Here is a 21,665-nt window from a genome sequence, read left to right on the forward strand (position 1 = left end):
GCTTTGCACCAAAGGCTCAGCGGCAGCTCAGGGCCCGGTCCACACCTGCCGCGCTATAAGGCGCAAGGCGGCGCGCGATCAGCTCTCCCTGCGCCAGCCGGATGGCGCGGATATCGCCCCAGTCGCCACTGGGCACCACCATCTCTGGCCCGTCGCCGCAATCGCGCAGCCCGCCTTCGATGTGATCCCAGCCGATCCGGTGGTTGGAATAGCCGCGCTGATGCGCCACTTCGCGCATTTCCGTGGCCATTGGATCGTAGCGGATGACCCGCAGGACCTTGGCCAGATGCGGGCGGTCGACATAGGCAATCTCGACATGGCCGTCGCCGTCCAGATCACCGACCCCGACAGGCGCCACCCAGCGATGCGCCTGCCCGACATATGGCCCGGCGGCAAGCAACCCGCCATCTCCCCAAAGCGTGATGCGCGCACCAAGCCTCAGGTCGCTCTGCACGACCAGAATGGCGGTCTGCGACCCCAGATCGACCAGCCGCGGCGCGATATCCTCGAACACGGCGCTGGGGGGCAGTTGTACGACAATCTCGGCGCCGCTGTGCCGCAGGATCCGCATCTCGCCCCATTCCGCCCCGCCGCCCAGCACGTCATGACCATAACGCGTCACCGGCAGCGCGAACCGCGCCCCGACAACCGGATCCTGCGCCGCGGCAGCCCCCGCCAGCCACAGGCACAACGGCAGCAACGCGCCGCGAGCCAGACCGCGCAACCCGCGCGGGCGATGTCGCGGGGCCCGGCTCAGATCTGTTTTTCCGGCATCTGGACGACAAGACCGTCCAGCGCATCGCTCACCTTGACCTGACAGGTCAGACGCGAGCGGGCCGGATCGGGTTGAAAGGCAAAATCCAGCATGTCCTCTTCCATGTCATCCTTGGCGGGCAGCTTCTCGACCCAATCGGGATGGACATAGACATGGCAGGTGGAACAGGCGCAGGCGCCGCCACAATCGGCATCAATGCCCGGAATGTTGTTGTCCCGAGCGCCTTCCATGACGGTCATCCCGGTGGCGACCTCGACGACGTGCTCGGTGCCGTTGTGCTCGATATAGGTGATCTTCGCCATGACACGCGTTCCTTCTGGCAGTCCTGATGTTGCAGTGCTGCGCATGTTCCTAGTCAGCCCGCCTGCGATACGCCAGCCCCCGCCATGCGCTTGACCCAAATTTCTCGAAAACCACAGCGCGCACTGCTCATCCCGTGGGCCGCTTTCCCCCATGGGGCAAACCCGCTAACCTGCCACCAAAGCGCCCATTCCGAAGGCCTAAGCATGATCCGCCCGCCATTCCTTGCCGCCCTGCTGGCGTCGTGCCTTGTCGCCTGCACCGGCGCGATGCCCGATGACAACCCATGGCCAGACATCGACGCCCCCCGCCCCGAGCGGCTTGCCGATGGCACTTGCCAAGCGCGCGAGGTCACGCCGGCGGTCTATGAACATGTGATGGGCGAAGTGCAGGTGGTGCAGGCCGAGATCGCCGAGGATGGCACCGTCCTGCGCCCGCCGATTTATCGGCGCGCCCCGGTGCCGCGCGTCGTGACGCCCCGCGAAGAGCTGATCTTCGCCAGCCCCTGCCCCGAGGATTTCACCACCGACTTCGTCTCGACGTTGCAACGCGCGCTGGCCGCGCGCGGGGTGTTCCACGGGCCGGTGAGCGGCATGCTCGATGCGCCGACCACCGCCGCAATCCGCACATGGCAAACCGAACGCGGATTGCCCAGCGGCCAGCTGTCGCTGGAAACCGCGCGCTTTCTCGGCATCATCGCAACCCCGATCGACCAGATCGAACCGGCCTGATCGACCCGGCCTGATCGATATGGTCTGATCGATATGGCCTGAACCAGCCGTCCCTTCCGGGCGGTCCGCAAGCGGGTCAGAACAGAGCCGGTCAGACCACATGGAGCTACGTCTGAGCCCAGATCATGAAAAGGGCGCGGCCTCACAGCCGCGCCCCGTCGTCGGTCAAAAAGACCCGATCTCAGCTTTGGTCAAGCGACAGCGCCACAAAGCGCGGATCGCCGCCGCGACGCACCAGCAGCAGGATCGACTTGCGGCCCGCCTCGCGCGCCTCGTCGATCTTGTCTTGCAGATCGGTCACGCTCATCACCTGCGCCTGACCGGCTTCGGTGATCACATCGCCCTGACGCAGCCCCTTTTCAAAGGCTTCCGCTCCCTCGTCGACTGCGACCACGGCAAGGCCCTTGTCGCTTTCCGAAAGGCCCAGCTCGGCGCGCAGATCGGTGGTCAGTGGCGAAAGTGTCAGCCCCATCAGCTGGGTTTCGGCGGGCTCTTCCGGGGCCAACTGCTGGCTGGCCGGGAAGCTGCGCTCGGCTTCTTCGCGCCGGCCAAGGGTGATCAGCAGCGTCTCGGTGTTGCCACCACGATTGACCACGACGCGCACCGATTTGCCCACTTCGGTATTGCCGACAGCACGGACCAGCTCGCGGGTGTCGGTTACATCCCGACCGTCGAACTTGACGATGACATCGCCGGCCTTCATGCCGGCATCCATGGCCGGGCCCTCGGGCACGTCGGACACCATCGCGCCGCTGGCAGAGGCAAGGCCAAGCGCTTCGGCCATGTCGGGCGTCACGTCCTGAATGCGCACCCCAAGCCAGCCCCGGCGGGTCTCGCCATATTCCTTGAGCTGGGCGACGACCTTCTGCACCACGTTCGACGCCATCGAGAAGCCGATGCCGATCGAACCGCCGTTCGGCGACAGGATCGCGGTGTTCACGCCGATCACCTCGCCCTTCATGTTGAACAGCGGCCCGCCCGAGTTGCCGCGGTTGATCGCCGCGTCGGTCTGGATGTAATCGTCATAGGTGCCCGACAGCGCCCGGTTGCGCGCCGAGACGATCCCGGCAGAGACCGAGAACCCCTGCCCCAGCGGGTTGCCCATCGCCAGCACCCAGTTGCCGACGCGCGAGGCGTCGCTGTCACCGAACGAGACGAATTTCAGCGGCGAGTCCGCCTCGACCTTGAGCAGCGCGATATCGGTGTTGGGATCAGTGCCCACCAGCGTCGCCGGCAGGGTAAAGCCCTCGAAGAACTCGATGGTGATCTCGTCGGCGCCGTCGATGACGTGGTTGTTGGTGACGATGTAGCCGTCCTCGGAAATCACGAAGCCCGAGCCCAGAGCCGAGGAGCGGCGCGGTTGAGACCGATCACCGCCGTTACGGTCCTGAAATTCGCGGAAGAAATCCTCGAACGGAGAGCCCTCGGGCACGATACCCTGCGGCCCGGTGCGCCCGGCGACCATGGTCGAGGTCGTGATGTTGACCACCGACGGGCTGATGCGTTCGGCAAGATCGGCAAAGCTGTCGGGCATGCTCTGCGCACGGGCCATCAACGACTGTGACACGATCAGAAAAATCGACAGTGACGCGATCCAGAATAACCGGAGCGGCCGAGAGCCTTGTATTTCAGCAAGTGTTAAGGGTTTCACCTGGAACTCCTATATTGCGACAGGCACCATGCCCCGCGTGCGCGGTCGTCCTGCCCTATCTTCAACGAGGCTAACATAGTGATCCGGCAGAACCACGTCATAAAAGGTTGCAACGTCATCAAGCGCATGTGAAAGCGCGTGCCCGAACCGCGATGACGCAGCGGGAAAAGGCAGGTGCCAAGCCACTGCAGGAAACTGCCGAGCCTTGTTTCTGCGTGGGGCTATTGCCGGATACCGATCTGGCGCGATGCCGGTCCGCTCGGACACCCCGCCCGTTGCGACGCATTGCCGCGCAGCGGATGAGGGGCGGCTCAGCCGTGAAACATCCAAAGCAGAACCAGACCTGTCGCCAGCGAGGCCAGACCAAGGGCGCGGCGTGCCTCGATGGGCATCATGCGAAGCGCCTCCAGCAGGCGTTCGACAAGCGAAGGGGCCAGTGCGTACACCAGCCCCTCGATCACGAGAACCATTGCGATCCCCGTCGCGATATCCGTCGCCGTCATTCCGACGCGGGTGCCTCGGTTGCAGGCTCGGCCGGTGCAGCAGCAGGCGCTGCCGGGGCGTTGCTTGCAGGCTCTTCTTCCGGGGCCGATGCAGGCGCGTCGGCCTCAAGCGCCACCGGAACCATCTCGCCCTGACTCTTGAAGTACTCGAAGAACTCCGAGTCCGGGGTCATGACCAAGGTCGAATTGTCGCCCTGAAGCGCCGCCTCATAGGCCTGAAGCGAGCGGTAGAAGGCAAAGAACTCCGGGTCGGCGCCATAGGCTTCTGCAAAGATGCCGTTGCGTTCTGCGTCGGCTTCACCGCGGGTCACATCGGCATCACGCTGCGCTTCGGAGCGGGTTTCCACCACGGTACGATCCGCCAGCGCGCGCACACGCTGCGCCGCCTCGTTACCGCGCGCGATCTCGTCGGCGGCTTCGCGTTCACGCTCGGCGCGCATCCGGGCAAAGGTCGCTTCGAGGTTCTGCGACGGCAGGTTGGTCTGCTTGAGCCGCACATCGACCACATCAAGCCCGAGCGACAGTGCCGAGGCCCGCGCCGCATCGCGGATGCGGTTCGAGAACTGGCGACGATCGGCCGACAGGATCACGTCGGATGTGACCTGATCGGCACCCAGAACTTCGCGGATCTGTGCGTTGAGAATGCCCGACAGGCGATCCTCGGCAGTGCGCAGCCCGCCCACGCCGACGGCCTGACGGAATTGCACGACATTGGCGATCCGGTAGCGCGCGAAGGCATCGACCACGAGGCGGCGGTCATCGGACGGCGTGACCTCGATGGTGTCGGTGTCCAGCGACAGGATGCGGTCGTCATAGTACACGACCTCTTGGATGAACGGGATCTTGAAGGCGAGGCCTGGGTCTTCCTTGACGGCCTTGATCTGGCCAAACTGAAGCACCAGCGCCTTCTGGCGTTCATCGACTACAAAGATCGACGACAGCACCAGCACCAGAGCCACGACCACCGCGGGCAGAATATAAGCTGTCTTGCGCATGGATCAGTTCCCCCCTGCCGGACGACGGTTCAGCTCATTGAGCGGCAGATAAGGCACGACGCCCTGCCCGCCTTCGGTCAGAGAGCCATCGAGGATGGTCTTGTCGACATCGCCCAGCACGCGCTCCATGGTCTCGAGATAGAGACGGCGGCGGGTGACTTCGGGGGCCTTGGCGTATTCGGTGCGCACAGCCGAGAACCGGCTGGCCTCACCAACCGCCTGGTTGACCTGCTGCGCGCGATAGCCTTCGGCTTCTTCGCGGATCTGCGCCGCGTCACCGCGGGCTTCGGCGACAACCCGGTTGGCATAGGCGTCAGCCTGACGTTCCAGCCGGTCGCGTTCCTGCTCGGCAGCCTGCACTTCGCGGAAGGCGTCGATGACCTCGCGCGGTGGGTCGGCGGTATCAAGGTTGACCCGCACCACGTTGATGCCGCTTTCATATTCATCCAGCGTCGCCTGAATCTGCTCCATCGCGGTGTCGGCGATCAGGCCACGGTCGCGGTTGAGGATCGGCGCAAGGTTCGATGCGGCGATGATCTCGCGCATCACCGCCTCGGACACCGCCTGAACCGTCAGCTGCGGATCGCGGATGTTGAACAACACGCGGGACGGATCAGAGATGTTCCAGACCACCTGAAATTCGATGTCCACCACATTGGCATCGGTGGTCAGCATCAGCCCTTCAGAATTGCCGTTGCGCCCGCCGCCGATGGTCTCGGTGCGTTCCGATGTCACGTTCACCACCTCGGCGGTGACAAATGGCCAAGGCGCAAAGTTCAGACCGGGATCGCCGGTCGAGCTGTACTTGCCGAGAAACAGCTCAACAGACTGTTCTTCGGGGCGCACGGTGTAAAAGCTCATGTAGGCCCAGAGCGCGAGGGCGCCAAGCGCCGCCAGCGCCACGGTGCCCTTGCCAAAGCCCGGCCCGCCAGACCCGCCCGAAGGCGCGCTGCCATTGCCGCCACCGCGCCCGCCCATAAGCACGCGCAGCCGTTCCTGGCCTTTTTTCATCAGCTCGTCGATCTCGGGGATCTGCGGATCCTCGGGCTTGCGCCCGCCGCGATTCCCGCCGCCGCCATTCGATGGCGGGCGAGAGCCGCCCTGATTTCCACCGCCACCCCAGGGGCCGCCGCCGTTTCCTGCCATGTACTCCTGTCCCTCTTTCCCTCTGGACTCCCTTGTCCAGCGTAACCTGTGTATTCTGCCGCCGGTTTCAAGCCGTGCGGGTCGGATTGCGCATCGTAACGATCTCTTCGGACATGGTCGGATGCACCGCGACGGTCCGGTCAAAGTCTTCCTTGGTGGCGCCCATCTTGATGGCGATGCCCGCAAGCTGGATCATTTCGCCAGCGCCGGGGGCCACGATGTGGCAGCCCAGTACGCGGCGGGTGTCCTTGCAGACGATGAGCTTCATCAGCACCCGGTCAGGCCGCCCCGCGAAAGAGGTCATCATCGGGCGGAACGAGGTCGAGTAGACCTCGATCGGGCCTTTTTCACGGGCGTCCTCCTCGGACAGGCCCACGGTGCCGAATTCCGGCTGGGTGAACACCGCCGACGGGATCAGATCGTGATCGACCGGCGTGGGGTTGTCCTTGAAGGCGGTTTCGACAAAAGCCATGCCCTCGCGGATCGCCACCGGGGTCAGGTTGACCCGGTCGGTGGCATCGCCAATGGCCCAGATCGAGGGCACGGCGGTGCGGCTGTATTCGTCCACGATCACCTCGCCCTTGCGGCCAAGTTCCACGCCCGCCTCTTGCAGGCCGATGCCATCGGTGTTCGGCTTGCGCCCGGTGGCAAAGAACACAAGGTCAAAGACCCGGGTTTCGCCGTTGGTCGCCTTGACCCAGATCGGACCGTCCGCACCTTGCGGCGACTCGACGCTGGCTTCGTGCATCGGTGTGCCCATCGGCACCGCGCCTTGGCTTTCGCCCGCCAGATCCTCGGCGGTGGCGCAGCGCATCTCGACAATGTCGGTGCCAAGATGCAGCTTGATGCCACGTTCCTGCATGGCGTCGGAGATCAGGCCGCGCGCTTCTTCGTCAAAGCCGCGCAGGATCTGCGCGCCGCGGTAGAATTGCGTCACCTCGACGCCAAGCCCGTGCAGGATGCAGGCGAATTCCGACGCGATATAGCCGCCGCCGACGATCAGGATGCTTTTCGGCAGCTCGGGCAGGTTGAAGATATCGTCGCTGACGATGCCCAGATGGGCGTTTTGCACCTCGGGGCGCACCGGGCGCCCGCCGGTGGCGATGAGGATATGCTTGGCGGTAAAGCTCTCTCCGGTCGAGAGGGTCACGCTGTTGGGGCCTGACACGCTGGCGCGCGCATCAAAGCTGGTGACCCCGGCATTGCTCAGCAGCTTGCGGTAGATGCCCTCAAGCCGGTCGAGCTCTGCCCCGAGTTTGCCCTGAAAGGCCGACCAGTCGAACGTGCCTTCGCCGTAGGTCCAGCCATAGCCGGCGGCGTCGGAGACGGTGTTGCCGTATTCCGAGGCGAAGACCATCAGCTTCTTGGGCACACAGCCGCGGATCACGCAGGTGCCGCCGTAGCGATCCGCTTCGGCCAATGCGACCTTGGCCCCTGTCTCACTCGCGGCAACGCGCGCTGCGCGCACGCCGCCAGAGCCGCCACCGATGACAAAGAGATCATAGTCAAAGTCGGTCATTGTCGCGTTCCCGTATCCTGGCACTGTCTTTGCTTCGGACAAGGGTATCCCACAGGGCCGCGTCGATGACCAGAGCCGGGGACCAGAGCCGAAACCCGTTCTCAGATATCGCGGAACAGATTGTCGCCTTCGGCGAATTCCATCCGGTGCTCTTCGACGGTGCCTGCGTTGATGTCGCGGGTTTCCACCCGGCCATCGGCATAACCGATCACCACCCGATCGCAGATGTCGATGAATAGCCCGTTTTCCACGATACCGGGGATCTGATTGAGGATCAGCGCCATCTGACGCGGATCGCCGATGCGTGTCAGGTGCAGATCAAGGATGAAATTGCCCTCGTCGGTCAGATAGGGCGTGTCGCCGTTCATCCGCAGCGTGCTGTCGCGGTTCATGACATCCATCGACACCAGCGCCTCTTCCAGAAGCGCCTGCGTCGCGGTCCAGCCGAACCGGATCACCTCGACCGGCAGCGGAAACGCCCCGAGCGTCTCGACCTCCTTGGCGGCATCGGCGATGACCACCATCTGGTCCGATGCGGTGGCGACGATCTTTTCCTGAAGCAGCGCCCCGCCGCCGCCCTTGATCAGGTTCAGCTCGCCGTCGAATTCATCTGCGCCGTCGATGGTCAGGTCAAGCCAGCGCGCTTCTTCCAGCGTGATCACCTCGATGCCAACCTCGCGGGCCAGATCGGCGGTGCGGGTCGAGGTCGGCACGCCCTTGAAGGACAGCCCCTCTTCGCGAACCCGCTCGCCCAGACAGCGCACCAGCCACGCGGCGGTGGACCCGGTGCCAAGACCAACCCTCATGCCATCCTCGACAAAGGCCGCGGCACGTTTGGCAGCGACGAATTTGGCCTTGTCGATGGGCGAAAGTTCTCCGGTCATGATGGTCTCCTAGAATCCACGTGTCTGCGGCCTTATACGGGCGCTCCCGCCAGCGCGCGATAGCGGATTCGCCGCAGAAGGCGTGAATTGCCTCGGGCTTTGGGGGTCATTGCGCATTCCTGCGCTGGAATGCCGCATTCGTCCTGTGCCACGGCGCCCCGCCGCGCTAGGCATGGGGAAACCGATCGCAGCAGGGGCGCCATGTTTCTTTCCGTCTTCGACATGTTCAAGATCGGCATCGGGCCGTCGTCCTCGCACACCATGGGGCCGATGGTCGCCGCCGCGCGGTTTCTCGACACGCTGCGCGCCGCGCCGTTTTCGGCGCATGGGCTGAAGGGCTCGCTGCACGGCTCGCTGGCCTTTACCGGGGTTGGCCATGCCACCGACCGGGCGACCATTCTGGGCCTCGCCGGCTTCACCCCCGAAGGCTATGTCGCCAGCGAAGCCGACGCCGCCATGGCGCGCATCTCCGCCGAAAAGCAGGTCACCCCCGACGGGCTTGGCGCGCTGGCCTTCGATCCCGCCACCGATCTGCGTTTCGACTATGATCACGCCCTGCCGGGCCATGCCAATGGCATGATGCTACAGGCGGTGGATGCGCAGGGCGACGTGATCCTGTCGGAAACCTATTATTCGGTCGGCGGCGGCTTCGTGCTGACCGAAGCCGAACTCGCGGCGGGCGATGACGTGGATCAGGGGCCAAAGGTGCCCTTCCCGTTCCGCTCCGCCGCCGAAATGCTCGAGATGGCCGCGACCTCCGGCCTGAGCATCGCCGAAATGAAGCGCCGCAATGAGCTGTCGCGCCGCCCCGCCGCGCATCTTGACGAGGGGCTGGCGCGAATCTGGGAGGTGATGAACGGCTGCCTTTCGCGCGGCCTCGGCCGCGATGGCATCCTGCCCGGCGGGCTGAAGGTCAAGCGCCGCGCCAAGGCGATCCATGATGCGCTGCGCGAGGAATACGGGCGCAACCTGACGGCACCGCATGTGATCAACGACTGGATGAGCTGCTACGCCATGGCGGTCAACGAAGAGAACGCCGCGATGGGTCAGGTTGTCACCGCGCCGACCAACGGCGCGGCGGGCGTGGTGCCCTCAGTGATCCGCTACTGGCTGGATTTCGTTCCCGGCGCGATGTCGACACAGGTTCCCGAATTTCTGCTGACCGCCGCCGCCATCGGCGGTCTGGTCAAATACAACGCCTCGATCTCGGGCGCCGAAGCGGGATGTCAGGCCGAAGTCGGCAGCGCAGCGGCCATGGCGGCAGCCGGGCTGTGCGCCGTGATGGGCGGCACCCCGGCGCAGATCGAAAACGCCGCCGAGATCGCACTGGAACATCACCTCGGCATGACCTGCGATCCGGTGCGCGGCCTCGTGCAGGTGCCCTGCATCGAACGCAACGGGCTGGGCGCGATCAAGGCGGTATCGGCGGCGAGCCTCGCCCTGCGCGGAGACGGCACCCATCTCGTGCCGCTGGATGCCTGTATCGAAACCATGCGCCAGACCGGGCGTGACATGCATGCGCATTACAAGGAAACCTCGCTGGGAGGGCTCGCGGTGAACATTCCCAACTGCTGACCCCTTGCGCGGCGCGCCCTTCCCCGCATAAGTCCCCCGCATGAGCAGCACCTACGATCCGCCCCAGGGGGACATTTCCGTCCTGCACCACGACCACGAGCTTTTGCTGGTCGACAAGCCCGCCGGGCTGCTGTCGGTGCCCGGCAAGGGGCCAGAGCTGGCCGACTGCCTGATCGCGCGGCTGGAACGGATCTTTCCGACGGTGCGGCTCGTGCACCGGCTCGATCGCGACACGTCGGGCGTGATGGTCTTTGGCCTGACCGAGCACGCTCAGCGCCACCTCGGCCGCCAGTTCGAAGAACGGCGCACGAAGAAGACCTACATCGCCCGCCTCGCCGGTAAGCTTGAACCAAAGACCGGCACCGTCGATCTGCCGCTGATCGTCGACTGGCCGAACCGGCCCCTGCAAAAGGTCTGCCACGAGACCGGCAAGCCCGCACTCACCGACTGGCGCGTGCTGAAGAGCTCCGATGAGGAAACCCGCGTCAGACTACACCCGCTGACCGGCCGCAGCCACCAGCTGCGGGTTCACATGCTGGCGCTTGGTCACCCAATCCTGGGCGATCCGTTCTATGCGCCAATGAGCGCAGCCGAATATCCACGTATGATGCTGCATGCCGAAGAACTGCGATTGCATCACCCCGACGGCGGAGCGGGCGTCAAGTTTCGGGTAAAGGCTCCTTTTTGACGCAGTTGCACGTCCCGGCGGTCCGTATGAATTGATATGCCGGATGCCTCCGGCGGGGATATTTCAGGCCAGAAGAAGTCAGGAGCGCCGCGCCCCGGTTTCTTCTGGCCTAAAGTATCCCGGGGGGCGCGCGCAGCGCGGGGGGCTGGCCCCCTCTGCCTTCGACGATCACGCAAGGACGCCTCGGCATGCGAAAAATGCATGTCCGCCCTGCCAAATGAGCAAGGCTCGATGCGCTGACTCCGCGCGCTGTTCGCGGTAACCGGGCGGTCACCACGAAAATTATGTCCAAGATCCGAACGGAAACGAAATAAAATGTCCTATTCCAGCGCCGATGCTGAAACGGCGGCGCCGCCACGCGCGCCCGCGCTCAATTCCCCCGCAAAAGTCCTGACGGCGAGCCTTGTTGGCACAACCATCGAGTTCTTCGACTTTTACGTCTACGCGACTGCGGCCGTGCTGGTCTTCCCCCAGCTGTTTTTCCCCGGCGCCGACGCGATGACCGCCCTGCTCGCCTCGTTTGCGACCTTCTCGATCGCCTTCTTCGCCCGCCCGTTGGGCGCGGTGGTTTTCGGGCATTTTGGTGACCGCATCGGGCGCAAGGCGACGCTTGTCGCGGCGCTGCTCACCATGGGCATCTCGACCGTCATCATCGGCCTGCTGCCGACCTACGAGCAAATCGGCATCGTCGCGCCTCTGTTGCTGGCGCTGTGCCGCTTTGGACAGGGCTTTGGTCTTGGTGGCGAGTGGGGCGGCGCGGTGCTGATGGCGACAGAGAACGCCCCCGAGGGCAAGAAGAACTGGTACGGCATGTTCCCTCAGCTTGGCGCGCCGCTGGGCCTGTTCCTGTCTTCGGGCATGTTCTGGGTGCTGTTGCAATTCATGCCCGAGGAAGCGCTGGAAAGCTGGGGCTGGCGGATTCCGTTTCTGGCCTCCCTGCTGCTGATCATCGTCGGACTCTGGGTACGCCTGTCGATCACCGAGACCCCCGATTTCCAGAAGGCCATCGACAATGAAGAGCGCGTCGCCGTGCCGGTTGTCGAGATCTTCAGCAAGCACAAGGTCTCGCTTTTCCTTGGCACCTTCGTGGCGCTGGCGACCTTTGTGCTGTTCTACATCAGCACCGCCTACCTGCTGAGCTATAACGTCAAGGTCGTGAAGATCCCCTTCACCGACGCGCTGGCGATCCAGATCTGGGGCGCAGTGATCTTCGGCCTGTTCATTCCGGTCGCGGGCAAGACCGCAGAGCGGTTCGGACGGCGCGAAGTCTTGGTCGCAACGACGCTCGCCATTGCAGCGTTCTCCTTTCTCGTGCCGGTGCTCATGGTCGAGAACGAGGTCCGGATCATGATCTTCATCACCCTTGGCATGGCGCTGATGGGCATGACCTACGGGCTGATCGGCACCGCGCTGGCGGCCCCCTTCCCGACCCGGGTGCGCTATACCGGCTCGTCGCTGACCTTCAACTTCGCGGGCATCGTCGGGGCCTCGCTGGCTCCCTATATCGCGACCTACCTGCAATCGACCTATGGCATCGCTTATGTCGGGTATTACGTCCTGATCGCGGCGCTGATCACGCTGGCCTGCATCTTTGCCAGCGGACGCGGCAAGGTCTGAGCAAAGAAGAACGGCGGCCCCTTGAGGCCGCCGTTTTCCTATTCCTTTTCGATACCGTATTTCTTGAACAATCCGCCCTGCGTCATGAAGAACGCAAAGATTGCCGCGGTCAGGCCGAAGGTCTTGAAATAGACCCATGTCTCGGTCGGGAAATTTCGCCAGATCACCTCGTTGAGCAGCGCCAGACCGAAGAAGAACGCGCAGACCCGGCGGGTGAGGATCATCCAGCCCTCGTGCTGAAGCGGCATCACCCCTTCCATCACCTTGCGCAGCCAGCTTTCGCCGCGCAGCAGGCCGATCCCCAGCGCAGCGCCGAACAGCAGGTAGATCAGCGTCGGCTTCATCTTGAAGAAGCGCTCGTCGTTGAGCCAGACCGACAGCCCGCCGAACACCACGATCAGCACCGCCGTGACGATCTGCATCGGCGACAGGTGCCCGGTCAGCTTCCACAGCAGCGCCGTGCTGATCAGCATCAGCGGGATGAACCCGGCGGTCACAAGGATGAAGCCCTCGTATTCGGTGCCACCGATGTCAAAGATCTTGTCCTTGAGCAGAACATAGGCGGCGAAGAACACCACGATGGGGCCGATCTCCAGCGCCGGTTTCAGGAAAGGGGTGATCTGTTTCGCCGTCATGGGGTGTCTCCGGGCCTGTGGGTCCGGAGTCAGATAGCCCCTGCGGCGGGGCTTCTCAATGGCGCGCGCTCACTGTGCGGCGCGGGAAAAGCCCTCGAAGAAAGCGTCGAAATGCTCTGATTGCCCGGCCAGCATGTCCAGCACCTGCATCGCCTGCGCCGACAGGCGCCCCTCGACGCGCGCGCGCATGACCGGCCAGTCCGCCCGGCGCTCCGCCCCTTCGGCATAAAGCGCCTCGGATAACTCGCGCAGCGGCGTGGCCCGCGGCGCACGGGTAAAGCCCATCCGCCCGGCAGCCTGCGGCTTGCGGAAGGCCACGCCCCCCGCCACCGCCGCGTGCCAGTGGCACACGAGGTAATCGTGATAATCATCGGCGATGTTAACGTGATCGCTGGTCTCGACGGTGAACATCTGGGTTTCGCGCTCGAGCCAGGCCGTCCAGAGCGGCGGCGGGGTTTCGCCCGCGTGGCGCAGCGCGATGCAGATCTCGGACAGCAGGTCGGAATTTTGCTCGAGGAACGCGAGGTTGCCGGCGAAATGCAGGCTGGTGATGGCGCGCGCGTCCAGCTGCGGGTCGCGGCGGCCATATTCGCCAAGGTAATAGACGATATGGGTCAGCTCGTAGGCGGCCTTCTTGTTGGGCAGCGTGAAGGTGGCGTTGCGAGCGCAGAAAGCGCGCAGCCGATCCTCGAGCCCGGCATCGTCCGACGCCTGAAAACCGCGCCGTGCGAGCAGCCGGCGCGCTTCCATGCGCTGAAGGTCCGACAGCTCGGCCCCGGCAAGGTCGTCGCGCTGCGCGGTGGCACAAAGCCGCGCGCCGATGTCGCCGCCCATGCCCAGATCTTCGAGATCGAGCACCATGGACAACAAGAAGCGATAATATTGCGGGAAGAAGGCCATGCGCTCTTCGGCCCCGGCGAGAAACCCCGCGTGCACCTCAAGCGCCGCGCGCGGCACCGCGGTGCCGGTGCATTCCAGGATGTTCAGAAGCTCGGCGTTTTCCTTGAGCCAGAACGCGTCCTCCTGCCGCCTGCGGTGGTTGGCAAAACTGTCCAGCAGCGCGTGAAGGCCGTCTTCATGTCGGGGCGCGGGCTGCGGACGAAGGGCGATGACGTTGCTCATGGCGAACCTCCGGGCGGGAACTTTTGGCTGAAATCTCGGGGCTGGCAGGGTGCAGCCGTGACTGCACCCTGAATGGCTTGCGAGCGCCTCGCCCGACAGGGCGCCCGCAGCGGGGAGCGCTCAGGCGCAGCTGGTCGCGGTGGCGCTCAGCTCGGCGGGAGCCGCGCAGGAGGTGGCGGTCGCGGTCAGCTCGGCGCTCACGGCGCAGCTGGTGGCGGTGGCTTCAAGCCCAGCCGGAGTGGCGCAGGAGGTGAAGGCCGAGGTCAGCTCGGAGGTCACGGCGCAGCTGGTGGCGGTGGCTTCAAGGCCGACCGGCGTGGCGCAGGAGGTGAAGGCCGAGGTCAGCTCAGAGATCACGGCGCAGCTGGTTGCGGTGGCTTCAAGCCCAGCCGGCGCGGCGCAGGAGGTGAAGGCCGAGGTCAGCTCGGACGGGGCGGCGCAGGAGGTGAAGGCCGAGGTCAGCTCGGACGGGGCGGCGCAGGACGTGGCCATCTCGACGGCATTGCCGCAAAACAGGTCGATTGCGCTCATCGGACGGGCACAGGACGTGACCATTTCGACGGCATCGCCGGAAAAGGCATCTGCACCGAAAACATCAACGATTTCTTCAGAAACCAGCTGCTTGAGTACTGCGGACATTGGGAACCCCTTGATTGACTGAATTGTTCAGGTGGGTTCAGGGTTTCTTTTTTAACGGGTTTCTGACAATATGGTTTCTTCCATAGGTTGAATTATACACAGGTTCTCCACATGCAGTGAAACTGCCAGAAGGCGAGTAAAAAACAAAAATCATCCTTCCCCACAGAATGATAATTTCTGTGGATAAAGTTTTGCGGCCTGTTTTCAGGTCGAGATTTGTCCAATCTAACGCTACGTTACCCTGCGAATCACACCTCTGAACCGTCGCGCCCTTGCCCCCGAGCCGCGCATCGGCGATAGGGTTTGCGACATCGCGGAGGGCCCCATGAAGATCGCAACCTTCAACATCAACGGCATCAAGGCCCGCATCGAGGCCCTCACCGACTGGCTGAACGAGGCCGCGCCCGACGTCGCGCTGCTTCAGGAAATCAAGTCGGTCGACGAGGGCTTCCCCCGCGCCCATTTCGAAGATCTCGGCTGGCAGGTGGAAACCCACGGCCAGAAAGGCTTCAACGGGGTCGCGATCCTGTCGAAACTGCCGCTCGAGGATGTCACCCGCGGCCTGCCCGGTGATGACAGCGACGAGCAGGCGCGCTGGATCGAGGCGACGGTGATCGGCACGCAGGCCGTGCGGCTGTGCGGGCTGTACCTGCCCAACGGCAACCCGGCGCCGGGGCCGAAATACGATTACAAGCTGGCGTGGATGGACAGGCTCGAAACCCGCGCACGCCAGCTGTTGAAGGACGAGATGCCCGCCATCATGGCCGGCGATTACAACGTCATCCCGCAAGCCGAAGACGCTGCCAAACCGGAAGCCTGGCTTGAGGACGCGCTGTACCTGCCGCAGACCCGCGCCGCCTTTCGCCGCATCCTGAACCTTGGCTTCACCGAAGCGTTTCGCAGCACTCACCCCGGCGCGGGGCATTACAGCTTCTGGGATTATCAGGCCGGTGCGTGGCAGCGGAACAATGGCATCCGCATCGATCACCTGCTGATGACCCCGCAGGCCGCCGACCTGCTCGAAGAGGTGGCGATCGACAAGGATATTCGCGGGCGCGACAAACCGTCGGATCACGTGCCGGTCTGGGTCAGACTGGCCTGCTGAGCAGCGGCGCACCGCTTGCGCCCCGGCCTTGTGGCGCTTACATCTGAATCGACAGGACAGATAGCGGAGTACCCACGCAATGGCCATCGAAGCGACGGAGATCGAGCAGCTGATCAAGGCTGCCTTCCCCGAGGCACGCGTCACCATTACCGACCTTGCAGGCGACGGAAACCATTACGCCGCCGAGGTCATCGACGAGAGCTTTCGTGGCAAGAACCGTGTCCAGCAGCAGCGCGCGGTCTACGCCGCGCTGAAGGGCAAGATGGATGGCAACAACGGCGAATTGCACGCCCTTGCGCTGACCACCAAGGCCCCCGAATAAGCCTGGCCCGCCCCTTGCTTGTCCCAACACGACGCAGCGGCTTGCCGCCTGCCCCCGAGACCGGAGAATGACATGACCGACGCAAAGACGACGATCGAAGACACCGTGAAGGCCAACGATGTTGTGCTGTTCATGAAAGGCACCAAGTCGATGCCGCAATGCGGCTTTTCCAGCCGCGTCGCAGGCGTGCTGAATTACATGGGCGTGGAATTCCACGATGTGAACGTGCTGGCGGATGACGGCATCCGTCAGGGCATCAAGGATTATTCCGACTGGCCGACGATTCCGCAGCTTTACATCAAGGGCGAATTCGTCGGCGGCTGCGACATCATCACCGAGATGACCCTGTCTGGCGAGCTTGACAAGCTGTTCGAGGACAGCGGCGTCACCTACGACAAGGACGCCGCGGAAAAGATCCGCGAAGCCAACGCCTGAGACCTTGAAAGCCCTCCGCAGCGCGGGGGGCTTTTTTCTGGCCCGCTCGCGGCGAGGTCAGCTGTTGGGCTCTTCATCGACGCCCTGTTCCTTCAGCGCGTCGATGACCTCTTTGGGCATGTAGGTCTCGTCATGCTTGGCGAGGATTTCCGACGCGCGGAACACGCCGTCGATATATTGCCCGGTGCCGACCACGCCCTGATTTTCGGCAAACAGATCCGGCAGTACCCCGGCAAACACCACCGGCACGCTGGCACCGCCATCGGTCACCACAAAGCGCACCTCGTGCCCGTCGCCGCGCACCACCGAGCCGATCTCAACCAGCCCGCCGATGCGGAAGGTCTCGTTCGGGCTGGGCGGTGTCTCCATCACCTGACTGGGCGAGCGGAAATAGTTGATGCCATCGCGCATCGCATAGCCGATCAGCCCGCTGGACACGGCCAAGGCCACCACGGCCAGCGCGATCACCTGAATCCGGCGTTGCTTTTTCAGCGATCTGAGCGACATGGGCAGTCCTCCTTGGGCGGATTTTGTCGGGTATCCCCCGTTCACGAGTCAATATGGCTTTGGTCGCGCCACCGGTCTGTGACCGGGATCAAGCCGCGCGAAATGTGATTTCGCGCCGCAGGAACCGTGTGGCATGACCCGAGACCTTGCGCGGATCGCCGGTGGTCAGGAACATCGCCTCGCTGCCAGTGCCCAGCATGGCCGGATGGCGCGCCAGATAGTCGGCCAGCGACTCGGCCACGAGATTGGCCTGCGAATAGACCGTAACATCGGGCCCCAGCGCGTCCTGAAAGATATCCTCCATCAGCGGGTAATGGGTGCAGCCAAGGATCGCCGCCTGCGGCTTGGGCATCTTGCGCAACAGCGCGTCGACATGGCTGCGCACCAGCGCCTCGGCAAGGATCATGTCGCCTTCCTCGATGGCATCGACCAGCCCGCCGCAGGCTTGCGCCTCGACATCGACGCCAATGGCGCGAAACGCCAACTCGCGCTGAAAGGCGCGGCTGCGCACCGTGGCCGGGGTCGCGAACAGCGCCACGTGCTGCACGCCAACCTCGCGGGGCGGCGAATTGTCACCCCACTGGCGCTGGGTCATCGCCTCGATCAGCGGCACGAACACGCCCAGTACCCGCTTGTCGCGCGGTATCCAGTTTTCCTGCATTCGGCGCAGCGCCGCGGCGCTGGCGGTGTTGCAGGCCAGAATCACCAGATCGCAGCCCGCCTCCCACAGCCGTTCCACCGCCTTGGTGGTCAGCTCGTAAATATCATCCGCATCGCGCACGCCATAAGGCGCATGGGCGCTGTCAGCGAAATAGACAAAGGGCACATCCGGCAGACGCTTTTGCACCTTGTCCAGAACGGTCAGCCCGCCCAGCCCCGAATCGAACACACCAACCGCCATGGGCGCATCTCCTGCCTTGCCTCGCATCGTTCTTACGAGGCTTCGGCAGGAGAATCCATTGCCACCTACTCGGCAGCGCGCGCCATGCCGCTGCCCCCGGCGCGGATCACCGCCAGCAGCTCTTCGCGCCGCTTGGCGGCCTCGCGTTCGTTGGCCTCCTTGACCGGGCCAAAGCCGCGGATCTGTAGCGGCAGCAGAGCCAGCGCAAGGATCGCATCGCGGGTCTCAGGCGTCAGCAGGGGCAGCGCCTCGGCCATGTCCTGTTCGTACTGGGTGATCAGCGCCCGTTCCATGCGCCGCTCGGCGGTGCGCCCGAACGGGTCCAGCGGCGTGCCGCGCAGGAATTTCAGCCTTGCCAGCAGGCCAAAGGCGCGCAGCATCCCCTCGCCATAGGTCCGTTTGACCGGCCGCCCGTCCGAGCCGATCTTGCTCAGCAGCGGCGGCGCAAGGTGGAACTGCATCTCGAAGCCGTCTTCAAAGGCCTGCTTTGCCTTGTCGCGGGTTTCCAGATGCAGACGGGCCACCTCGTACTCGTCCTTGTAGGACAACAGCTTGTGGTACCCCTTGGCGACCGCCTCGCGCAGCGGCTCATCTTTGATCGGCGTCAGCATGGCGCGGAAGCGGCGCGCAAGACGCCGGTTCTGGTAGCGCGTCAGGTGGGCCTCGCGATAGGTGATCTTCTCCTCGGTGGTCTTGGGTTCGCCCGTCACCGTCGGCGTCGGCGTCACCATGCGGCTGGCCTGCTCCGGGTGCAGCATTGCCCAGCGGCCGATCTCGAAGGCGCGCAGGTTCTTGTCCACCGCCGTCCCGTTGAGGCGGATCGCCTCGCCGATGGCGTCATGCGGCAAAGGCACCAGCCCCTGCTGCCACGCCGCACCAAGGATCATCATATTGGAAAAGATCGAATCCCCCATGGTGATCCGCGCCAGCTCGGTGGCATCGAACAGCGCCACGCGCTCTTGCAGCCGCGCCTCCAGCGACAGCTTCAGCCGGTCGTTGGGAATGTGGAACTCCGGGTTGCGGGTGAATTCGCCGGTGACGCTCTCATGGGCGTTGACCACCGCGCCGGTGCGCCCGGTCCGGGTGAGGCCAAGCGTCTTTGACCCGGCGCTGACCACCAGATCGCCGCCGATCAGCGCATCCGCCTCGCCAATGGCGACGCGCACGGCGCTGATGTCTTCGGGGCGGTTGGCCAGCCGCAAATGGATATGCACCGCGCCGCCTTTCTGCGCGAGGCCTGCCATTTCCATCATCCCCGCGCCAAGCCCGGCGACCTGCGCCGCCTGCGCCAGCACCGCGCCGATGGTGACAACGCCGGTGCCGCCAACGCCGGTGATCACCACGTTATGGGTGCCCTTTATCACCGGCAGCTGTGGCAATGGCATGTCTGGCAGATCCAGCGCGGCGGTTTCCCCCTTGCGGATCTTTGCCCCATTCAAGGTTACGAAGGACGGGCAAGACCCCTTGAGGCAAGAGAAATCCTTGTTGCAGCTCGACTGGTCGATGGCCCGCTTGCGTCCCAGTTCGGTTTCCACCGGCACGATGGACACACAATTCGATTGCACCCCACAATCTCCGCAGCCCTCACAGACATCGGTGTTGATGAACACGCGCTGGTCCGGGTCTGGGAACTTGCCACGCTTGCGGCGGCGGCGCTTTTCGGCGGCGCAGGTCTGGATATACAGGATCGCGCTCACACCGGGGATTTTTGAGCAGCGCTCCTGCACCGCCTGCATCTCGGCGCGTTCATGTTTTTCAATGCCTTGCGGAAAGCGGCTAAAGTCGACCTCTTCCTTTTCGTCATAGACCACGACAAGGTGTTTGACCCCCATCGCCAGCAATTCGCGGGCGATGCGATCCGCCGTCAGCCCGCCCTCGTTGGGCTGACCGCCGGTCATGGCGACGGCGTCGTTATAGAGGATCTTGTAGGTGATATTGGTGCCCGCGGCCAGCGCCGCACGGATCGCAAGCGAGCCGGAATGGTTGTAAGTTCCATCGCCAAGGTTCTGAAACACATGGTTTCTTGTGGAAAACGGCGCTTCGCCGATCCAGTTGGCGCCCTCGGCCCCCATATGGGTAAAACCGGTGGTCTCACGGTCCATCCATTGCACCATGTAATGGCAGCCGATGCCGGCATAGGCGCGCGCGCCCTCGGGCAGCTTGGTCGATGTATTATGCGGGCAGCCCGAACAGAAATACGGCAACCGCGCCGCGATCTCGGGCGCGTTGTCAGATTTCCTAGCCTGTTCAATCGATTGCAGACCGGCCTTGATGCGATCCGTGCCGCGCCCTTCGTCAAGCAGGATCTTGCCGAGCCGCTCTGCGATCATGATCGGATCCAGCGCGCCCTGCGTCGGGAACAATTCCGGCCCGTGCATGGACCCCGCGCCGCCGCCAATGTGCCAGCCATAGACGCGCCGGCCGCGGCGGTCGTCAAAGATCGCTTCCTTGACCTGAATTTCGATCAGCTTGCGCTTTTCCTCGACCACCACGATCAGGTCCAGCCCTTCGGCCCAGTCGTGAAAGCCCAGCATGTCCAGCGGAAAGGTCTGCCCGACCTTGTAGGTGGTGAGGCCCAGCCGCTCGGCCTCGGCTTCGTCGATGCCCAGCAAGGACAGCGCGTGCAGCAGATCGAGCCAGTTCTTGCCCGCCGCGACAAAGCCGATCTTGGCCCCCGGCTTGCCCCACATGCGCTTGTCCATGCGGTTGGCATGGGAAAACGCCTCGGCGGCAAAGCGTTTGTAATCGATGATGCGCTTTTCCTGCGCGTGGGGCGTGTCGCCGAGCCGGATGTTCAGCCCGCCCTCGGGCATGTCGAAGTCGGGCACCACCAGCGACATGCGATCCGGGCGGCCATCGACCACCGCCGTCGCCTCGACCGTATCCTTCATGGTATTGAGACCGACCCAGACCCCGGCAAAGCGCGACAGCGCCCAGGCATAGACGCCGTAATCAAGGATCTCCTGCACCCCCGCTGGCGACACCACCGGCATATAGGTATCGACCAGCGCCCATTCCGACTGGTGCAGCACCGTCGAGCTTTCGCCGGTATGATCGTCCCCCAGCGCCATGATGACGCCGCCATGTTTCGAGGTGCCCGCCATATTGGCATGGCGCATCACGTCGCCGGATCGATCGACCCCCGGCCCCTTGCCGTACCACAGCCCGAACACGCCATCATAGCGCCCTTCGCCGCGCAGTTCGGCCTGTTGCGAGCCCCAGAGCGCGGTGGCGGCCAGATCTTCGTTCAGGCCTTCCTGAAAGCGGATGTCGGCGGCATCGAGGTATTTCTGCGCCCGCCGCATCTGAATGTCGACCGACCCCAGCGGAGAGCCGCGATAGCCGGTACAATAGCCAGCGGTGTTTAGCCCGGCAGTAACGTCGCGCGCCTTCTGGATCAGCATCAGCCGAACCAGCGCCTGCGTGCCGTTCAACAGCACCGGGGATTTTTCAAGATTGAAACGGTCATCGAGGGATATGGATTGCTTGGTCATGGGCGCCTCCCGTCGCTCATTGCATGGGCAATTGACCCTCATAATAGGTCAAAATCGCTGACCCTCCTAGGGATTTTTTGCACCTATACTGATGCCCCGGAAAGTGACGGTTCCCATTCAC

Annotated in this window: 21 protein-coding genes; 7 read left to right on the plus strand and 14 right to left on the minus strand. The window is 64.1% G+C overall.

Annotation, left to right across the window (positions count from 1 at the left end):
- Positions 1-16: 16 nt before the first annotated feature.
- Complete coding sequence (locus KO516_RS06010) at positions 17-700, minus strand: VCBS repeat-containing protein (RefSeq protein ID WP_252737441.1); 684 nt, start codon at positions 698-700, stop codon at positions 17-19.
- 53 nt (positions 701-753) lie between these two features.
- A complete protein-coding gene (locus KO516_RS06015; protein WP_216002890.1) occupies positions 754-1,077 on the minus strand; it encodes a 2Fe-2S iron-sulfur cluster-binding protein in 324 nt (107 codons plus the stop codon).
- A gap of 204 nt (positions 1,078-1,281) precedes the next feature.
- On the opposite strand from KO516_RS06015, the gene KO516_RS06020 reads away from it, so the two are divergent.
- The gene (locus tag KO516_RS06020) at positions 1,282-1,806 is read left to right on the plus strand and encodes a peptidoglycan-binding domain-containing protein (protein WP_216002891.1); all 525 of its coding nucleotides are present in this window, start codon (positions 1,282-1,284) and stop codon (positions 1,804-1,806) included.
- A gap of 181 nt (positions 1,807-1,987) precedes the next feature.
- Here KO516_RS06020 and KO516_RS06025 read toward each other — a convergent pair whose 3' ends face one another.
- From KO516_RS06025 to rpiA, 6 genes are all read right to left on the minus strand, one after another.
- Positions 1,988-3,358, minus strand: a complete 1,371-nt coding sequence (locus KO516_RS06025; RefSeq protein WP_216002892.1) for a Do family serine endopeptidase — start codon at positions 3,356-3,358, stop codon at positions 1,988-1,990.
- Between the two features lie 410 nt (positions 3,359-3,768).
- A complete protein-coding gene (locus KO516_RS06030; protein WP_216002893.1) occupies positions 3,769-3,960 on the minus strand; it encodes a DUF2065 domain-containing protein in 192 nt (63 codons plus the stop codon).
- The gene (hflC, locus tag KO516_RS06035; protein ID WP_216002894.1) at positions 3,957-4,955 is read right to left on the minus strand and encodes a protease modulator HflC; all 999 of its coding nucleotides are present in this window, start codon (positions 4,953-4,955) and stop codon (positions 3,957-3,959) included. The genes KO516_RS06030 and hflC overlap by 4 nt, the downstream gene beginning before the upstream one ends.
- Before the next feature lie 3 nt (positions 4,956-4,958).
- Positions 4,959-6,101: an FtsH protease activity modulator HflK gene (gene hflK, locus KO516_RS06040; RefSeq protein ID WP_216002895.1), complete on the minus strand. Its 1,143-nt coding sequence runs from the start codon at positions 6,099-6,101 to the stop codon at positions 4,959-4,961.
- 67 nt (positions 6,102-6,168) lie between these two features.
- A complete protein-coding gene (locus tag KO516_RS06045; protein ID WP_216002896.1) occupies positions 6,169-7,620 on the minus strand; it encodes an FAD-dependent oxidoreductase in 1,452 nt (483 codons plus the stop codon).
- Between the two features lie 101 nt (positions 7,621-7,721).
- A complete protein-coding gene (gene rpiA, locus KO516_RS06050; RefSeq protein ID WP_216002897.1) occupies positions 7,722-8,504 on the minus strand; it encodes a ribose-5-phosphate isomerase RpiA in 783 nt (260 codons plus the stop codon).
- A 201-nt stretch (positions 8,505-8,705) separates the two neighbouring features.
- Between rpiA and KO516_RS06055 the strand changes: the two genes are divergently transcribed.
- From KO516_RS06055 to KO516_RS06065, 3 genes are all read left to right on the plus strand, one after another.
- Complete coding sequence (locus KO516_RS06055) at positions 8,706-10,079, plus strand: L-serine ammonia-lyase (RefSeq protein ID WP_216002898.1); 1,374 nt, start codon at positions 8,706-8,708, stop codon at positions 10,077-10,079.
- Positions 10,080-10,119: 40 nt separating this feature from the next.
- Positions 10,120-10,767, plus strand: a complete 648-nt coding sequence (locus KO516_RS06060) for a pseudouridine synthase (RefSeq protein WP_216002899.1) — start codon at positions 10,120-10,122, stop codon at positions 10,765-10,767.
- Positions 10,768-11,082: 315 nt separating this feature from the next.
- Positions 11,083-12,384, plus strand: a complete 1,302-nt coding sequence (locus KO516_RS06065; protein ID WP_216002900.1) for an MFS transporter — start codon at positions 11,083-11,085, stop codon at positions 12,382-12,384.
- A gap of 38 nt (positions 12,385-12,422) precedes the next feature.
- Here KO516_RS06065 and KO516_RS06070 read toward each other — a convergent pair whose 3' ends face one another.
- The 3 genes from KO516_RS06070 to KO516_RS06080 all read right to left on the minus strand — a co-directional run bounded on the left by KO516_RS06070 (position 12,423) and on the right by KO516_RS06080 (position 14,780).
- The gene (locus KO516_RS06070) at positions 12,423-13,019 is read right to left on the minus strand and encodes an inner membrane-spanning protein YciB (RefSeq protein ID WP_216002901.1); all 597 of its coding nucleotides are present in this window, start codon (positions 13,017-13,019) and stop codon (positions 12,423-12,425) included.
- A 69-nt stretch (positions 13,020-13,088) separates the two neighbouring features.
- A complete protein-coding gene (locus KO516_RS06075; RefSeq protein WP_216002902.1) occupies positions 13,089-14,141 on the minus strand; it encodes a hypothetical protein in 1,053 nt (350 codons plus the stop codon).
- A 120-nt stretch (positions 14,142-14,261) separates the two neighbouring features.
- On the minus strand, positions 14,262-14,780 hold the full coding sequence (locus KO516_RS06080; protein WP_216002903.1) for a DUF6749 family protein: 519 nt from the start codon (positions 14,778-14,780) through the stop codon (positions 14,262-14,264).
- A gap of 325 nt (positions 14,781-15,105) precedes the next feature.
- Between KO516_RS06080 and xth the strand changes: the two genes are divergently transcribed.
- From xth to grxD, 3 genes are all read left to right on the plus strand, one after another.
- Positions 15,106-15,885 carry an exodeoxyribonuclease III gene (xth, locus tag KO516_RS06085; protein ID WP_216002904.1) on the plus strand — a complete coding sequence of 260 codons (780 nt, stop codon included), beginning with the start codon at positions 15,106-15,108 and terminating at the stop codon, positions 15,883-15,885.
- 79 nt (positions 15,886-15,964) lie between these two features.
- Complete coding sequence (locus tag KO516_RS06090; RefSeq protein WP_216002905.1) at positions 15,965-16,207, plus strand: BolA/IbaG family iron-sulfur metabolism protein; 243 nt, start codon at positions 15,965-15,967, stop codon at positions 16,205-16,207.
- Positions 16,208-16,279: 72 nt separating this feature from the next.
- Complete coding sequence (gene grxD, locus KO516_RS06095; protein ID WP_216002906.1) at positions 16,280-16,642, plus strand: Grx4 family monothiol glutaredoxin; 363 nt, start codon at positions 16,280-16,282, stop codon at positions 16,640-16,642.
- A 57-nt stretch (positions 16,643-16,699) separates the two neighbouring features.
- On the opposite strand, the gene ccmE is transcribed toward grxD, so the two are convergent.
- The 3 genes from ccmE to KO516_RS06110 all read right to left on the minus strand — a co-directional run bounded on the left by ccmE (position 16,700) and on the right by KO516_RS06110 (position 21,544).
- Positions 16,700-17,149 carry a cytochrome c maturation protein CcmE gene (ccmE, locus tag KO516_RS06100; RefSeq protein ID WP_216002907.1) on the minus strand — a complete coding sequence of 150 codons (450 nt, stop codon included), beginning with the start codon at positions 17,147-17,149 and terminating at the stop codon, positions 16,700-16,702.
- An 88-nt stretch (positions 17,150-17,237) separates the two neighbouring features.
- Positions 17,238-18,050, minus strand: coding sequence for a glutamate racemase (gene murI, locus KO516_RS06105; RefSeq protein WP_216002908.1), 813 nt, complete (start codon positions 18,048-18,050; stop codon positions 17,238-17,240).
- 65 nt (positions 18,051-18,115) lie between these two features.
- Positions 18,116-21,544: an indolepyruvate ferredoxin oxidoreductase family protein gene (locus KO516_RS06110; RefSeq protein WP_216002909.1), complete on the minus strand. Its 3,429-nt coding sequence runs from the start codon at positions 21,542-21,544 to the stop codon at positions 18,116-18,118.
- Positions 21,545-21,665 lie beyond the last annotated feature (121 nt).

The sequence above is a fragment of the Citreicella sp. C3M06 genome, from assembly GCF_018860705.1.
Classification (GTDB): Bacteria; Pseudomonadota; Alphaproteobacteria; order Rhodobacterales; family Rhodobacteraceae; genus Salipiger.

Excerpts from the sequence above, each read along its gene's own strand:
- KO516_RS06070 (WP_216002901.1), bottom strand. The coding sequence starts at position 13,019 with ATGACGGCGAAACAGATCACCCCTTTCCTGAAACCGGCGCTGGAGATC.
- KO516_RS06025 (WP_216002892.1), bottom strand. The coding sequence starts at position 3,358 with ATGGCCCGTGCGCAGAGCATGCCCGACAGCTTTGCCGATCTTGCCGAA.
- KO516_RS06075 (WP_216002902.1), bottom strand. The coding sequence starts at position 14,141 with ATGAGCAACGTCATCGCCCTTCGTCCGCAGCCCGCGCCCCGACATGAA.
- hflC (WP_216002894.1), bottom strand. The coding sequence starts at position 4,955 with ATGCGCAAGACAGCTTATATTCTGCCCGCGGTGGTCGTGGCTCTGGTG.
- murI (WP_216002908.1), bottom strand. The coding sequence starts at position 18,050 with ATGGCGGTTGGTGTGTTCGATTCGGGGCTGGGCGGGCTGACCGTTCTG.
- KO516_RS06055 (WP_216002898.1), top strand. The coding sequence starts at position 8,706 with ATGTTTCTTTCCGTCTTCGACATGTTCAAGATCGGCATCGGGCCGTCG.
- KO516_RS06090 (WP_216002905.1), top strand. The coding sequence starts at position 15,965 with ATGGCCATCGAAGCGACGGAGATCGAGCAGCTGATCAAGGCTGCCTTC.
- KO516_RS06030 (WP_216002893.1), bottom strand. The coding sequence starts at position 3,960 with ATGACGGCGACGGATATCGCGACGGGGATCGCAATGGTTCTCGTGATC.
- KO516_RS06020 (WP_216002891.1), top strand. The coding sequence starts at position 1,282 with ATGATCCGCCCGCCATTCCTTGCCGCCCTGCTGGCGTCGTGCCTTGTC.
- hflK (WP_216002895.1), bottom strand. The coding sequence starts at position 6,101 with ATGGCAGGAAACGGCGGCGGCCCCTGGGGTGGCGGTGGAAATCAGGGC.
- KO516_RS06080 (WP_216002903.1), bottom strand. The coding sequence starts at position 14,780 with ATGTCCGCAGTACTCAAGCAGCTGGTTTCTGAAGAAATCGTTGATGTT.
- grxD (WP_216002906.1), top strand. The coding sequence starts at position 16,280 with ATGACCGACGCAAAGACGACGATCGAAGACACCGTGAAGGCCAACGAT.
- KO516_RS06060 (WP_216002899.1), top strand. The coding sequence starts at position 10,120 with ATGAGCAGCACCTACGATCCGCCCCAGGGGGACATTTCCGTCCTGCAC.
- KO516_RS06065 (WP_216002900.1), top strand. The coding sequence starts at position 11,083 with ATGTCCTATTCCAGCGCCGATGCTGAAACGGCGGCGCCGCCACGCGCG.
- KO516_RS06015 (WP_216002890.1), bottom strand. The coding sequence starts at position 1,077 with ATGGCGAAGATCACCTATATCGAGCACAACGGCACCGAGCACGTCGTC.
- rpiA (WP_216002897.1), bottom strand. The coding sequence starts at position 8,504 with ATGACCGGAGAACTTTCGCCCATCGACAAGGCCAAATTCGTCGCTGCC.
- KO516_RS06110 (WP_216002909.1), bottom strand. The coding sequence starts at position 21,544 with ATGACCAAGCAATCCATATCCCTCGATGACCGTTTCAATCTTGAAAAA.
- ccmE (WP_216002907.1), bottom strand. The coding sequence starts at position 17,149 with ATGTCGCTCAGATCGCTGAAAAAGCAACGCCGGATTCAGGTGATCGCG.
- xth (WP_216002904.1), top strand. The coding sequence starts at position 15,106 with ATGAAGATCGCAACCTTCAACATCAACGGCATCAAGGCCCGCATCGAG.
- KO516_RS06045 (WP_216002896.1), bottom strand. The coding sequence starts at position 7,620 with ATGACCGACTTTGACTATGATCTCTTTGTCATCGGTGGCGGCTCTGGC.